Consider the following 12,415-nt stretch of genomic DNA (forward strand, 5'->3'; position numbering starts at 1 on the left):
GGTGGACCGTGAGGCCGGGCAAGTAGCTGCGGTAGGTTTGCTCACCACCGTCACGTGACACCGCCACCTTGCGGACGCTGAACCCATAGACCTTGACGGGCTCGGCGAGCGTGACCGGCGTGACGCCTTGATCGGGATTCCATCCCGACTGCTTGAGCAGCGACTCAGCCAGTTCAAATCGTGGACCGATGGCAGTGCAGCTCAGCGCCTGTTCGAGCTGCGCCTTGGTCTTGGCGTCCACGGGCTGCGACGCTCCGTTGCTGGAGGCAGGAGGCACGGTTGGCTTGATGACCGCGTTGGCGTCATACCCTACCAACCAGAGATTGGTCGGTGCGCCCGGCTGCCATCCGGTGTCGAGCACCAGCTGCTGGACAAACCCCTGGAAGGCGAGCTGCTGCCGCTCGCTGATCGGCTGCCGGTCGGGGATGGACAGCATGGGCGGCTTGGGACCGGTCGTGCGCACGTTGCCGCTGTGCTCGACCGCCATCTGCTGCATGAAGAGGTGCAGGTTGGCCGCATTGTTGACCGCAAAGCCCACGGATTGCCCCCAGCACACCGAGAAAACGGGCACCGCTTCGGACTTGCTCTTGCTCCACCAGATCGTGGCCGTGCCGATCCAGCAGTCGTTGCGAGACCAGTCCGTGACCGTGACAGCCACGCGGGGGAAGTAGGTCTTGGGCGTTCCGTCGTAGGGGTGCTTGCTGAAGACGCCTGCCAGCGCTGTTGCACGGATGCCGGGAGCGCCGGGCGACGCGCTTTGATCTGGATTTGCGGGATTGGCAACAACTGCTGGGCGAGCCTCGGTAGCGGGAGGCAGTGCTGCGTTGCTTTGGCTGGCTTTGGATACGCCACCCAGGGAGAGGTGAACCTTGGTCGAGCCGTCAGCCTGCGGCTGTGTCGTGACACAGCCGGTCACGGTCATCACAACGGCCAGCCCGGCCAGCATCCGAAAGCAGACTCCGCTCATCCTGCTGCTCCCTTTGATCCCAAGTTGAGCTGATTATGAAGACTATATTCGACATTGTCGAATATAGTCCGTGGATTAAAGGTCTCATGACGCCCATGCTCGGCGTTGATGGGACGAGACTACGAGCAAGTGCGTCAGGACTTGGCGCGCAACATGAAAGACTTCCGGGGCAAGCGTGGCTTGTCGCAGGAGGCGCTCGCCCTGAGCGCGGATGTGGATCGCACCTACGTAAGTCAGATCGAGCGCGCTGTAGGCAACCCGTCCCTGCTGGTCCTGTGCAAGCTGGGCGCGATCCTGGAGACCGACGTGCTTGATCTCTTGGCGGAGCAGACCAAGTGAACACGGGTGAGGCCACCCGAACGGGGATGTCCGCAAAAAATGTATACGGAAGTGACTACGGAATGAGCCAAACCGCGCCGAGACCCAGTAAAAATGGCACTTCCAAGGCCATCTTTCACTTTAACGTCTAAGCGGCCGCTTTGCGCGAAGAGCGCGAAGCGAAAGAAAAGCCCCGCAAGGCCGATCGCCTGCGGGGCTTTTCTTTTGGGCTGGACGGCGCGTTGGTGATTGCCGAGCCGTGCGTCGGGTGTATGACGCTGACGATTCAGTCTTCCTCGTCGTCGAGTGCGGCTTCGAGTTCGTCGAATCGATCTTCCAGCCATTCCTCCGCAGCAGCGGAGGCGAGCCAGCTACTCAGCGCGTTCTGATCTGCCTGCGACCAGCTGCAGCGCTCCGTCCCCATGTCTGCGGCGACCAGGCCGGTGGCGTTGGGCACGCCGGGCTCTTTTGCGCCGACGGTCGGGATGAACTCGATCAGATCGATCAGCGGCAGCAAATCCCGCGGGTCGTGTACTTGCGTGCGGAGCTGGTCGAGGATCTCCGGGTCGCCCGCGAGCAACCTTTCGAACACGCTGTCTGCAGACAGGCCGATGCGTCGGCCACTGGGCAATTGCGGCACTGAAGGCCTCCTGATGCAAAAGCCAAAGGGTATCCCGATTCGGTGGCGTGATGAGCTTCGAGCGCGTGTTCGCAGAAGGCGACGTTTCACCGCGACGTGTGCGGCCACCCGAATCGGTGCTTGGCGGCGCTTGAGCGCGTCAGTTCAGTTGAGTTCTTGCGGGTTGGCGAACACGGCGGCGCGGCCGCCGAGCGTCTTGGCGCGGTACATCGCCGCGTCGGCACGCTGCATCAGCGATTCGCCCGCGCCGGCGTGGGTCGGGAACAGCGCGATGCCGATCGACACGCCGAGCAGATAGTCTCGTTGATCGGAGGTCACCGGCTCGCGCACCGCGTCGAGCACCTTGGTGGCGACGGCCTCGGCGGCCTCGGGGCCGTCGATCTCGGGCAGCAGGATGACGAATTCGTCTCCGCCAACCCGCGCCACGGTGTCCGAATCTCGCACTGCGAGTCGCAGGCGATGCGCGATGGTTGCGAGCACGGCGTCGCCAACGGCGTGACCATCCGAATCGTTGATGATCTTGAAGTCATCGAGATCAAGCAGCATCAGGCCGACCAGCGCATCGCGGCGCTTGGCCTGCGCAATGGCCTGTTCCAGTCGGTCGGCAAGCAGGCGCCGGTTGGGCAGCCCGGTCAGTGGGTCGTGATAAGCGAGATGGCGATAGCGCTCGGCATTGCGCATGCGATCGCTGATGTCGCTGGCAATGCCGTGGTAGCCGGCGAAGTGGCCGTCTTCGTCGAAGACCGGGTTGCCGCTGGTGGAAAACCACAGCCGGGTGCCGTCGGAGCGCGTGACGTAGAACACCAGGTCGCGGAAGGGTTCATGGGCCGCAAGCTGCTCCTTGTGCTTCGTCCATTGTTCCGGGCTGATGCCTTCGATTTTTCCGACTTCCCAGCGCCGCTTGCCGATGCAGTCCTGCAGCGCCGCGCCGATGCGTTCCATGCCGGCGCCGGAGAGATGCGTGAAGCGCAGTTCGGCATCCTGCTCCCAGTACAGGTCGGAGGACATCGAGATGAGACGCCGGAATCGCTCTTCGCTGATGCGCAGCGCGGTTTCGGTCTCCAGCCGTTCGGTGATGTCGGAGCCCATCCAGACGACACCGGCTGCGGGGTGCGCGGCACTCACGGGCATGCCGGTCATTTCGGCGCGGAACGCGCTGCCATCGCGCCGCCGCATCGGCGCCACATAGGTGTAAGGGCGCCCTTCGTGGAAGGCGCGCAGCGCCGCTTCGCCGTGATGCGACCAGTCGTCCGCGTTCAGGTGCCAGATCCACATCGGGCTGCCGACCACGTCCTTGGCCGGGCAGCGCATCTGTTCCAGGAAACGCTGGTTGCATTTGACGATGTGCGGCCCGCGCACGAGCACGATCGCCTCGGCTGCGGTATCGAAGATCACCTGCTGTTCGCGCGCCAGCGCTTCACTCTCAAGGCGGCGTTGCAACGTGCCGACGAGGATGCGGTTGAAGGCGCCGTGCAGGCCGAAGAGCAGCAGCAGATAGCCGAGCAGGCCCCAGCCGGCGAGCGGCAAGGTCGGGGGCGGCTGGATCATCAACAGGGCGACCGGTGGGGCGAGGCTCGGCAGCACGATCGTGAAGAAACTCATGCGACTGACGGCCTGCGTGCCGGCGCTCGCGAGCGCGACCGTCATGATGATCAGGATCACGGTACCGAGGCTCGCGAGTTCTTCAGGGCGAGCGACGAAGAAGATCGTGATGCCCCAGCCGAGCCCCGTCAGCGCGTTGCGTGCGTGGTAGAGCTGTTCCAGGCGTTCGGCCCGCGCCGGGCTGAGATCGGCGGCGCACATCGCGCGATGAAAGCCGAGTTGCGACAACACCAGGACGCTCATGATCGCGGCCCACGCGACGGTCGCCGTCGCGCTGGCGGTGGTCCACAGTGTCGCGGCCATCACCAGCACCGCGAGCGCACCGGCCAGGGCCGCGACGCGGCAGCTCTCGCCGAGCAGCGCGACGCGCTCGATCAGCAGGCGCTGTTCGAGAGGGGTGTCGGGCGAGGAGGTGTCGGTGCTCATGCTTGGGGGTGATACAGTCCGGCCCCGAAGTATGCCGTCTGCCGCATCGCACGAAAATGTCCGCCTTGTACCCGATTGCGCCTGCCATCACGCCCGTCGGCCGATTCGCACCCTCGCCGACCGGTCCGCTCCACTTCGGCTCGCTCGTGGCAGCCCTCGGTAGCTGGCTGGACGCGCGCTCACGCCGCGGGCGCTGGCTGCTGCGGATCGAGGATGTCGATACGCCGCGCATCGTGCCCGGTGCTGATCGCACCATCATTGCCGACCTCGCACGCTTCGGCCTCGAATGGGATGGCGAGATCATCTGGCAGAGCCAGCGTGGTGACCGCTACCGGGCGGTGCTGGATCGGCTGCGCGAGTCCGGGCTGGCCTATCCCTGTGCCTGTTCGCGCAAGGAAATCGCTGACTCGACGACGCTCCGTGCCCGCGACGGCGCGTTGCGTTATCCGGGCACCTGTCGCACCGGCCTGCCGCCGGGCCGCGACGCGCGCGCATGGCGGGTGCGCACGACGCCGGGCCAGGTCTGTTTCGACGATGCGCTACAAGGGCGGGTGTGCGAGGACATCGAGCGCGAGGTCGGTGATTTCGTACTGCTGCGCGCTGATGGCGTGTGGGCCTACCAGCTGGCGGTGGTGGTGGATGACGCAGAGCAGGGCGTGAACGAGATCGTGCGGGGTGCCGACCTGCTCGATTCAACGCCGCGGCAGCTCTTCCTGCAGCGTTTGCTCGGCTATCTGCAGCCAGACTATCTGCATCTGCCGGTGGCGGGCAATCAGGCGGGCGAGAAGCTCTCCAAGCAGACGCTGGCGCTGGCCGTCGCAGAACAGCCGGCGCCGCTGGCGCTCAGCGACGCGTTTGCCTTCCTCGGCCACGATCTGCCGGCGGATCTGCGTGGCGCGCCGGTGCGAGCGCAGCTCGACTGGGGGCTCGCGCACTGGGCACGTCCGCGCCTGCCGCGTAACGCAATGGCGCCCGCGCCAGCGTGGAGCGCGGTGCAGCGCGCCTGACGAAATACAGGGGAGGCTAGCGTGCCGGCAGCTCGCGCTTGGGCAGCTTGCTCAGCGCGAGGATCGCGCGCTCCGGCGCGATGCCGGCGACGGTGGCTTCGGGGCCGCACAGCAGTTCATGCGCGACCTGCCACGGATACCAGTGCTTCGTCTTCAGTGGCGAGTTCTCGAACAGCGCGACCATCGGCAGCCCGGATGCGGCGGCCAGATGCAGCGCACCGCCGTCGGCGCCGACGAAGGCATGGCAGCGCGAGAAGGCGGCGACGAGCTCGCGCAGGCCGTATGTCGGGCAGGCCACGAAGGGGATCTGTTCGAGTGCGGCTGCGATCTCGGCCGCAAAGGCATCGTCACCCGGATGGCGCGGGTCGTTCTCGGCGCCCGGTGACCAGAACAGCACGATGCCCCAGCCGGCATAGGCCGCGGCGTGCGCGAGCATGATCCAGCGCTCGGCCGGCCAGCGGCGGGTCGCTTCGCGCGCCGAGAGGTGGAGCGCCAGACGCGGACGTTTGCCCAGCACTGCAAAGCGCGCCTCGGCCTGTGCGGCAAGCGCGGCATCGGCGAACACCTGCAAAGGCCCCGCTGCGCTCTTCACGCCCAGCGGCACCAGCAACTGCGCCACTGCCTCCACCTCGTGGATCAGCGGATCAGGCTGAGGTAAGGCGGTGTCGGGCTGGCGGGCGCGGCTGTCGGGGCTCGCGAAGCCGATCGTGCGCGCGACGCCGCATTGCCGCGCCAGACGCAGGCCGTGCTTGTCCCACGACGACTTGCCGAGGATCGCGACGTCGAAACGCTCGCGGCGGATGGTGTGCAGCAGTTTGGCGCGCGCCCACACGGCGCCGAGCGCGCTCTGGCCTGCATCACGGTGCTTGAGCTTGGTGTAGGCGTAGACCGCGTCGAGGTCCGGATTGCCGGCCAGCACGTCGGCGTTGTAGGAATTCACCAGCGCGGCCAGGCGCGCATCGGGGAAGGCCCGCCGCAGGGCTGCGATCGCCGGCGTCGTGCAGACCAGGTCGCCGATGTTGTCGCGGCGTACAACGAGGATGCTGCGCGGTGTCATTTCAGCACACCACGCGTGCGCGCCCGTGCGTCGATTGCCGGGCGCAGCCGCGCCAGCGCGACCAAGGCATCCGCTGCGGTCACATCCGCCACTTCGAGACTCGCCGGTTGCAGGATTTCATGCGCTACGCCCCAGGGGTGCCAGCGCGTCGCATCCGATTTGCCGAACAGCGCCGCGATCGGCAGGCCCAGCGAGGCGCCCAGGTGCATCGCACCGCCATCGCTGCACAGCATGCCGTCGCACACCGAAAGACCCGCCATCAACTCATCGAGGCTGCCGCTCGGCCAGGGCAGCAAGGGGAAATCGGCGCCGAGGGCGGCAATGATCTCTTGCGCCTTGCCGTCGTCTCCCGGGTGCATCGGGTTGTTCTCGTCGCCGGGCGACCAGAAGAGCATGAATTGCAGCTCGCCGCGCTCGCCCAGCGCCTTCAGCGTGTCGATGAAGTGCTGCGCGGGCCAGCGTTGGCTCGGTAGTCGCGCGCTGATGTGCACCGCCAGCGTGGGGCGCGCGCGCGACCAGCGCTGCTGGCGCAGGCTGCGCGCCGCAGCGGCAACCGCCTCGGCATCGGCGTTGACGACCAGCGGCCCGGCGGCGCCGGTGATGTCCAGCGGGGCGAGCAGGCGGAACAACTCCTCGACCTCGTGCTCCGCGCGGCGGTCGATCGCGACCCCCATGTCGATATGCCGTGCCCAGGGCTTGCCTGCCTCGGTGAAGCCCAGCACATGCTTGGGCTGGATCAGGCGGGCGAGCCGCACCGGGCGTGGCATGCAGCCACAGTTGGCGAGCACCACGCAGTCATAGTGGCGCCGCCGCAGGCGGTACATCAGCCGCGCGCGCTTCCACAGCACGCCCAGCGCCGATTCGCTGCCGCGTACGCGGTGGTGCGTCTTGGTGTAGGCAAACACCTCATCCAGATCGGGATTGCGCGACACCACGGGCAGGTTGTAGCTGGTGACCAGCGCATCGATGCGGGCATCCGGATAGCGGACGCGCAAGGCGTGAATCAGCGGCGTGGTGCAGACGAGGTCGCCGATATTGTCGCGGCGGATGACGAGGATGCTCTTCATGCCTGTGAGGCCTTGTTGGAGTGGGCGAGCGCCAGCAGCACGCCGGCGAGGAGCATGAACTGCTCCAGCATGTGGTCGCGCACGATGCCGTCGATGAAGGCGCGGCTTGCGTAGGACAGTACGAACAGCAGCAAGGCAAGGCCGGCGGCATCGCGATCCTCGCGCCAGCGGCGCAAACCGGCTGCCGCCAGCGCGACAAAGAAGGCAAGCAGCAGCAGACCGCCCGGGATGCCGACACCGATCGTGAAATCGAATACGCCTGCGTGGCCATGGCCGGTCGTGACCCACTTGCCGTAGTCCGCGCGCAAGGCATTGCCGAACGCGTTTCGGTCGTATCCGACGCCGAGCGGGTGCCGCGCGATTTCGGTCAGCAGCCCTTTCATCCACGCGGTGCGCATGTAGGCCGAATCGTCGACCGGCAGACCCTGCGCGTTCAGCGGCAGCGGGGTTTGCTCCTGAGCGAGCCAAGCCTTCTGGTGTTCGATATCGAGGCCGATTGCGACCGAGCTTGCGAAACGCGCCCAGCGTTCGTCGTTCTTCACATTGATTGCGATACCACTCGCCAGCAACACCGTTGCAAGACTGACCAGTGCGATTGCGCGCGAGCGGGTCTGACGCGGGCGAGTGGAGACAAAGCTTGCCGCCGCCACGGTGCCGAGCAACATCAAGACCGGCAGTGCATTGCGAGTCATCGTTGCGACCGTCAGCACCGTTGCGGCCAACAGGCCGAGCACTCGCAGCCAGACGGGGCCATTCAGGAACCCGCGACCCCGCGCGGAATGCGCGACGAGGTCGGCCAGTTGCAGTCCGATCAGGGCTGTACCGAGGTAGCTCGCCAGATCGCGCGAGCCGATTCGTGTCGTCTGGAGCAGTATCTGCCCTGCTGGCGCCTGTAGATCCCAAGGCTTGTACACGACCTGAAACGCGAGGTAGATCAGGTAGGTCAGCACCGCCGCGCCGCCCCAGGCTGACATACGTCCGGCCGGTGTGCGCCAGCGCGGGCTCAGACCGATTGCCGTGCCCAGCACGAAGATCGGCACCGCCTTGAACCACTGCTCGGCCTCATGCCAAGCGCGCCCCGGATTCCATGCGAATACCGCGCAATGCAGCGCGATCCAAGCTGTGAGCGCGAGCGGAGGAATTGCCACGCTGCGTTGCCGCAGGGTGGCTGCGATCTGCGACAAATCCGGTTTGACCGCAAGCACCAGTATCAGCAGCAGCGCGAGCAGCCCGTTGCGCGCTGCAATGACGTCGGGCACCGACCATAGAAACAACAGCATCGCGAAAGCGGCGAGGCCTGTGGTTTCAAGGCTGCGCTGCAGTGTCGAAGGCTTTGTAACCGGGGCCGTCATGTGTGAGCGCGATGTCCGTCAGCGAGCAGGGTTTCAATGTTTGTGCGAGCGGTATCGAACGATACCGCGCGGATGCACTTCGGATTGCCGCATTGCGCCGGCGTGCGCCAGCACTGGCGCGCCCACGTCAGAGGTTTCTCAAACACGGCTTGCTGGTCGCGACAGGGGATATCGGATTCCCACAGCCCGACATAAGGCATGTTGCGCCAGAACTCGCCGGCACCAAACAACACCGGCGAACCGGGGCCGAACAGCGCGACGGTCGGCGTGCCGGCAAGACGGGCGAGGTGGGCGATACCCGTGTCCGGACACAGCAGCACGCGCGCGTCGGAAAGCAATGCCCAGTATTGCGCGAGGTTCAGCGTGCCGGCGTAGCGCAGGCACTGCTGCGCCGGGTCGACCTCGTTTATCAGCTTGTCTTCGCCGCGCCCGCAGGCCAGCACGACGCACAGGCCGCGTGCCTGCAGCCATTCAATCGCCTCGCGCCAGCGCTCGACCGGCCACAGCTTGTGCGGGCTGCTGGCGCCGAGGTGGATGACGGCATACGGGGCTGCCGGACGGTCGAACGCTTGTGCGGAGGGGGCGGGCCAATCACCAACGCGGTAGGGCGGCGGTGGATCGCCATCGACCAAGGTGGCAGCGAAGTCGCCGAAGGCGGTCGGGGTGGGCGGTAGCGGGCGGAATTCGGTCACCGGCAGGTTCTTGCGCCAGCGCGCGTCCCCGGCAAATGCAACGATGCGCCGCGCGCCGGCCGCTGCCGCGAGCCACGAGAAGCGGTTGTCGGCTGGCACCACGGCGAGGTCGAACGGGCCGCTGGCACGCAGCCGCGACAGCGCAGTCGCGTCGCGCAGGTCGAAGCCGAGTGCTTCGACACCCCATGGCCGCGTCGCGAACAGCGGCAGGAAGGCCGGCGGGCAGGTCAGCACGATCTGCGCGGCCGGGTAGCGCGCACGCAGTTTCGCGATCAGCGGCGCGAGCATCAGTGTGTCGCCCAGCAGCAGCAACTGCGCGATCAGGATGCGTTGCGGTGTGTGGTGGCTCGCAGGGGCGATGCGGTTGTGCAGCACCGTTGGCAGCGCGCTCAGCACCGTCAGGGCGCGCACCATGCCGCGACTAGCCATGGGTGGCGCTCCGCAGGCGGTCGAGCTGGCGCAGGCTCTCGTCGAGCATCAGCAACTGCAGCAGGCCTTCGGACAGGCTGCCGTCCTTGCGCCAGGCGGCGACGTATTGCTCGAGGGCCGCGGCGTCGAGCTGGCCATCGCTGGCGTGGGCGAGGCGAGCGCCGAAGCCCGGCAGGCGCGCGGCGAGGCCGTCGCGCACCAGCGCGCGGATCGGCGGGTTGAAGCCGCGCTTCTTCATCGTCAGCAGGCTCAGCGACTGGCAGGGCGGGCAGCGGCCGGCGAGCCAGGCCTTGGCCGGTTGCGTGAAGCGCTGTGCGCCCGGCAGGCCCGCGAGCGATTCGACGAAGACGTGGTCGATCAGCGGTGCGCGGCCTTCGAGCCCGTGCGCCATGGTGGTCAGATCCGCCTTGCGCAGGATGTACTCGGGCAGGTAGTTCAGGCGGTCGAGTTCCAGCAACGTGCCGAGCGGATCGGTGTCGGCCACTTCAGCGGCACGCCAGCGGTGCGCGGGAACGCGGCCGAGCATCGGTTGCAGGCCTTCGCGTTCGGTGGCCGAGAAACCGGAGAAGCGCAGTGACCAGGCGTCCGGCCATGTCAGTGCCGCTTCCAGCCGCAGGCGTTCGGCCTTGCCGGGCGTCACGTTGCCGGCCGGGCGCAGTGCCGTGGCCGCCGGCAGATGGCGCCGCCAGGCGGAGCGCAGATGTTGCCGGTAGCGCTTGTAGCCGGCAAACATCTCGTCGCCGCCATCACCACACAGCACCACTTTGACGGACTTCGATACCTCACGCGCAAGCGCCCAGGTCGGGAAGGCCGAGGGGTCCGCAAAGGGCTCGTCGAGGTCGGCGACGACCTGTTCGAAATCGCACGAGACATCGCTCGCCATGGCGATGCGGGTGTTGGGCAGACCCAGCGACGCGGCGATCTGCGCGGCGAGCGCGCTTTCGTCCATCGCCGCGTCGTCAAAGCCAGCGGTGAAGCTCTCGATGTTGGTGTAGCCCTGCATTGCGAGCCGGCTCGCGACGACAGAGGAGTCAATGCCGCCGGACAGGAATACGCCGACCGGCCGATCGGCCACGGTGCGCAGGCGCACCGCCTCGTCCAGCACTTCCGCCGGATCGCGGCCGTTCGGTGCGGGCTGCCAGTAGCGGTGCTTGCTCAGCCGGCCGCTTGCGAGATCGAACTCCAGCCGGTGGGCGTTCTCCAGCCGCCGGATTGCGCGGAACACCGTGCGCGGCGCGGGGATGGTGCGATGCGCGAGGTAAGCGTCGATGCCCTCGGGGTCGAAGTCGCGTTCGGCCGCGGGCACCGCCGGCAGCACGCTGCGCACCAGCGAACCGAAGGCGAGCGTGCGGCTCGCTTCGTCATGGTGATAGACCATCGGCTTGAGGCCCATGCGGTCACGCACCAGATGCAGCTTGCCGGCGCGCAGGTCGAGCAGTACGAAGGCGAACATGCCGCGCAGCTTGGGCAGCAGCGTTTCGATGCCCCAGGCCTCATAGCCACGCAGGATGAATTCGGTGTCGGAGGTGGTGCGGAAGGCCGGTCCTTGCGCCTCCAGCGCGCGGCGCTCGTCCTCCCAACCGTACACTTCGCCGTTGTAGCAGATCCACAGGCTGCCGTCGGCATTGCCCATCGGCTGGTCGGCCTCGGGGCGCGGATCGCGGATCGACAGCCGCGCATGCATCAGCGCGCGCTGCGCACCGGCGGGCTCGCTGCCGCGCAGGCCGTCGCGCCAGCACACGGCGTGGTTCGCATCCGGGCCGCGTCGCGCGATCGCGGCAAACATGGCTTTCGCCGCGCTGCCAGTGAGCGGCCGCGTACCGAAGTAGCCGGCGATGCCGCACATGCTCAGGCGGCTCCGCTGGCGTCGTCGTCCTGCCGGAACTGCATGCGCCACAGGTTGGCGTACAGCCCGTTGCGCGCAAGCAGCTCGGCGTGGGTGCCGGTTTCGGCGATTTGCCCGCGATCCATCACCACGATGCGGTCAGCGCGCTCGATCGTCGACAAGCGGTGTGCGATCACTAGCGTCGTGCGGCCGCTCATCAGCGCATCCAGGGCCGTCTGCACGGCGCGTTCGCTTTCGGTGTCCAGCGCCGAGGTGGCTTCGTCGAGAATCAGCAGCGGGGCGTTCTTCAGCAGCGCACGTGCAATCGCAAGGCGCTGGCGCTGGCCGCCTGAGAGTTTGGTGCCACGCTCGCCGATCTCGGTATCGAAACCGTTCGGCATCTGCATGATGAAGTCGTAGGCGTTGGCGGCCTTCGCGGCAGCTTCGATCTCCGCACGCGTGGCGCCGCTCATCGAACCGTAGGCGATGTTGTTGGCCACTGAGTCGTTGAACAGCACGACCTCCTGACTCACCAGCGCGATGTTGGTGCGCAGGCTTTCCAGCCGCACATCCTCGACCGGGACGTTGTCGAGCAGGATGCGGCCGCCGCTGACCGGGTAGAAGCGCGGCAGCAGATTCGCGATGGTGGTCTTGCCGCTGCCGCTCTGGCCAACCAGCGCGACCATCTCGCCAGGGTGGATCTCGAGGTCGATGCCGTCCAGCGCGTCGCGCGCGGCGCCGGGGTAGCGGAAGCGCACCTGCTCGAAGCGCACCTCACCGCGGGCCTGGCCCAGTTCGCGGGTGCCGGTATCCGATTCGGTGTCGGCGTCGATCAGTTCGAACACGCTCTCGGCTGAAGCCAGCCCACGCTGCAACGGGGCGTTTACATCGGTCAGGCGCTTCATCGCCGGCACCAGTTGCGCGATCGCGACGATGAAAGCGTTGAACTCGCCCACCGTGAGTCCGCCCTTCTGGCCCTGCCACAGCGCAGCGGCAATGATGCTGCCGATACCGATGGCGGCCAGCGTTTGTA

The 12,415-nt window shown here is 67.1% G+C and carries 11 protein-coding genes; 2 read left to right on the plus strand and 9 right to left on the minus strand.

Features of this window, described 5'->3' with window-relative positions:
- The coding region (locus tag ACE3P0_RS20815; RefSeq protein ID WP_374404722.1) for a hypothetical protein at positions 1–967 on the minus strand (967 nt) is incomplete at its 3' end.
- Positions 968–1,075: 108 nt separating this feature from the next.
- Between ACE3P0_RS20815 and ACE3P0_RS20820 the strand changes: the two genes are divergently transcribed.
- Complete coding sequence (locus tag ACE3P0_RS20820) at positions 1,076–1,306, plus strand: helix-turn-helix domain-containing protein (protein ID WP_103524200.1); 231 nt, start codon at positions 1,076–1,078, stop codon at positions 1,304–1,306.
- Positions 1,307–1,571: 265 nt separating this feature from the next.
- On the opposite strand, the gene ACE3P0_RS20825 is transcribed toward ACE3P0_RS20820, so the two are convergent.
- A complete protein-coding gene (locus ACE3P0_RS20825; RefSeq protein WP_374404723.1) occupies positions 1,572–1,925 on the minus strand; it encodes a hypothetical protein in 354 nt (117 codons plus the stop codon).
- Positions 1,926–2,069: 144 nt separating this feature from the next.
- A complete protein-coding gene (locus ACE3P0_RS20830) occupies positions 2,070–3,953 on the minus strand; it encodes a diguanylate cyclase domain-containing protein (protein WP_374404724.1) in 1,884 nt (627 codons plus the stop codon).
- Between the two features lie 56 nt (positions 3,954–4,009).
- Between ACE3P0_RS20830 and gluQRS the strand changes: the two genes are divergently transcribed.
- Positions 4,010–4,960 (plus strand): tRNA glutamyl-Q(34) synthetase GluQRS, encoded by a 951-nt coding sequence (gluQRS, locus tag ACE3P0_RS20835; protein ID WP_374404726.1) that lies wholly within the window; start codon positions 4,010–4,012, stop codon positions 4,958–4,960.
- A 16-nt stretch (positions 4,961–4,976) separates the two neighbouring features.
- On the opposite strand, the gene ACE3P0_RS20840 is transcribed toward gluQRS, so the two are convergent.
- From ACE3P0_RS20840 to ACE3P0_RS20865, 6 genes are all read right to left on the minus strand, one after another.
- On the minus strand, positions 4,977–6,017 hold the full coding sequence (locus ACE3P0_RS20840; RefSeq protein ID WP_374404727.1) for a glycosyltransferase family 9 protein: 1,041 nt from the start codon (positions 6,015–6,017) through the stop codon (positions 4,977–4,979).
- Positions 6,014–7,084 (minus strand): glycosyltransferase family 9 protein, encoded by a 1,071-nt coding sequence (locus ACE3P0_RS20845; protein ID WP_374404728.1) that lies wholly within the window; start codon positions 7,082–7,084, stop codon positions 6,014–6,016. Before ACE3P0_RS20845 ends, ACE3P0_RS20840 begins: the two co-directional genes overlap by 4 nt.
- Positions 7,081–8,436, minus strand: a complete 1,356-nt coding sequence (locus ACE3P0_RS20850) for a hypothetical protein (RefSeq protein ID WP_374404729.1) — start codon at positions 8,434–8,436, stop codon at positions 7,081–7,083. Before ACE3P0_RS20850 ends, ACE3P0_RS20845 begins: the two co-directional genes overlap by 4 nt.
- Positions 8,433–9,557 carry a glycosyltransferase family 9 protein gene (locus tag ACE3P0_RS20855; RefSeq protein ID WP_374404730.1) on the minus strand — a complete coding sequence of 375 codons (1,125 nt, stop codon included), beginning with the start codon at positions 9,555–9,557 and terminating at the stop codon, positions 8,433–8,435. Before ACE3P0_RS20855 ends, ACE3P0_RS20850 begins: the two co-directional genes overlap by 4 nt.
- Positions 9,550–11,403 carry an asparagine synthase (glutamine-hydrolyzing) gene (gene asnB, locus ACE3P0_RS20860; RefSeq protein WP_374404731.1) on the minus strand — a complete coding sequence of 618 codons (1,854 nt, stop codon included), beginning with the start codon at positions 11,401–11,403 and terminating at the stop codon, positions 9,550–9,552. The genes ACE3P0_RS20855 and asnB overlap by 8 nt, the downstream gene beginning before the upstream one ends.
- Before the next feature lie 2 nt (positions 11,404–11,405).
- Positions 11,406–12,415, minus strand: a 1,010-nt coding sequence (locus ACE3P0_RS20865; protein ID WP_374404732.1) for an ATP-binding cassette domain-containing protein, incomplete at its 5' end; no start/stop codon positions are given.

The organism is Niveibacterium sp. (genome assembly GCF_041909475.1).
Taxonomy (GTDB): Bacteria; Pseudomonadota; Gammaproteobacteria; order Burkholderiales; family Rhodocyclaceae; genus Niveibacterium.

Excerpts from the sequence above, each read along its gene's own strand:
- asnB (WP_374404731.1), bottom strand. The coding sequence starts at position 11,403 with ATGTGCGGCATCGCCGGCTACTTCGGTACGCGGCCGCTCACTGGCAGC.
- ACE3P0_RS20840 (WP_374404727.1), bottom strand. The coding sequence starts at position 6,017 with ATGACACCGCGCAGCATCCTCGTTGTACGCCGCGACAACATCGGCGAC.
- ACE3P0_RS20820 (WP_103524200.1), top strand. The coding sequence starts at position 1,076 with ATGGGACGAGACTACGAGCAAGTGCGTCAGGACTTGGCGCGCAACATG.
- gluQRS (WP_374404726.1), top strand. The coding sequence starts at position 4,010 with ATGTCCGCCTTGTACCCGATTGCGCCTGCCATCACGCCCGTCGGCCGA.
- ACE3P0_RS20855 (WP_374404730.1), bottom strand. The coding sequence starts at position 9,557 with ATGGCTAGTCGCGGCATGGTGCGCGCCCTGACGGTGCTGAGCGCGCTG.
- ACE3P0_RS20830 (WP_374404724.1), bottom strand. The coding sequence starts at position 3,953 with ATGAGCACCGACACCTCCTCGCCCGACACCCCTCTCGAACAGCGCCTG.
- ACE3P0_RS20850 (WP_374404729.1), bottom strand. The coding sequence starts at position 8,436 with ATGACGGCCCCGGTTACAAAGCCTTCGACACTGCAGCGCAGCCTTGAA.
- ACE3P0_RS20845 (WP_374404728.1), bottom strand. The coding sequence starts at position 7,084 with ATGAAGAGCATCCTCGTCATCCGCCGCGACAATATCGGCGACCTCGTC.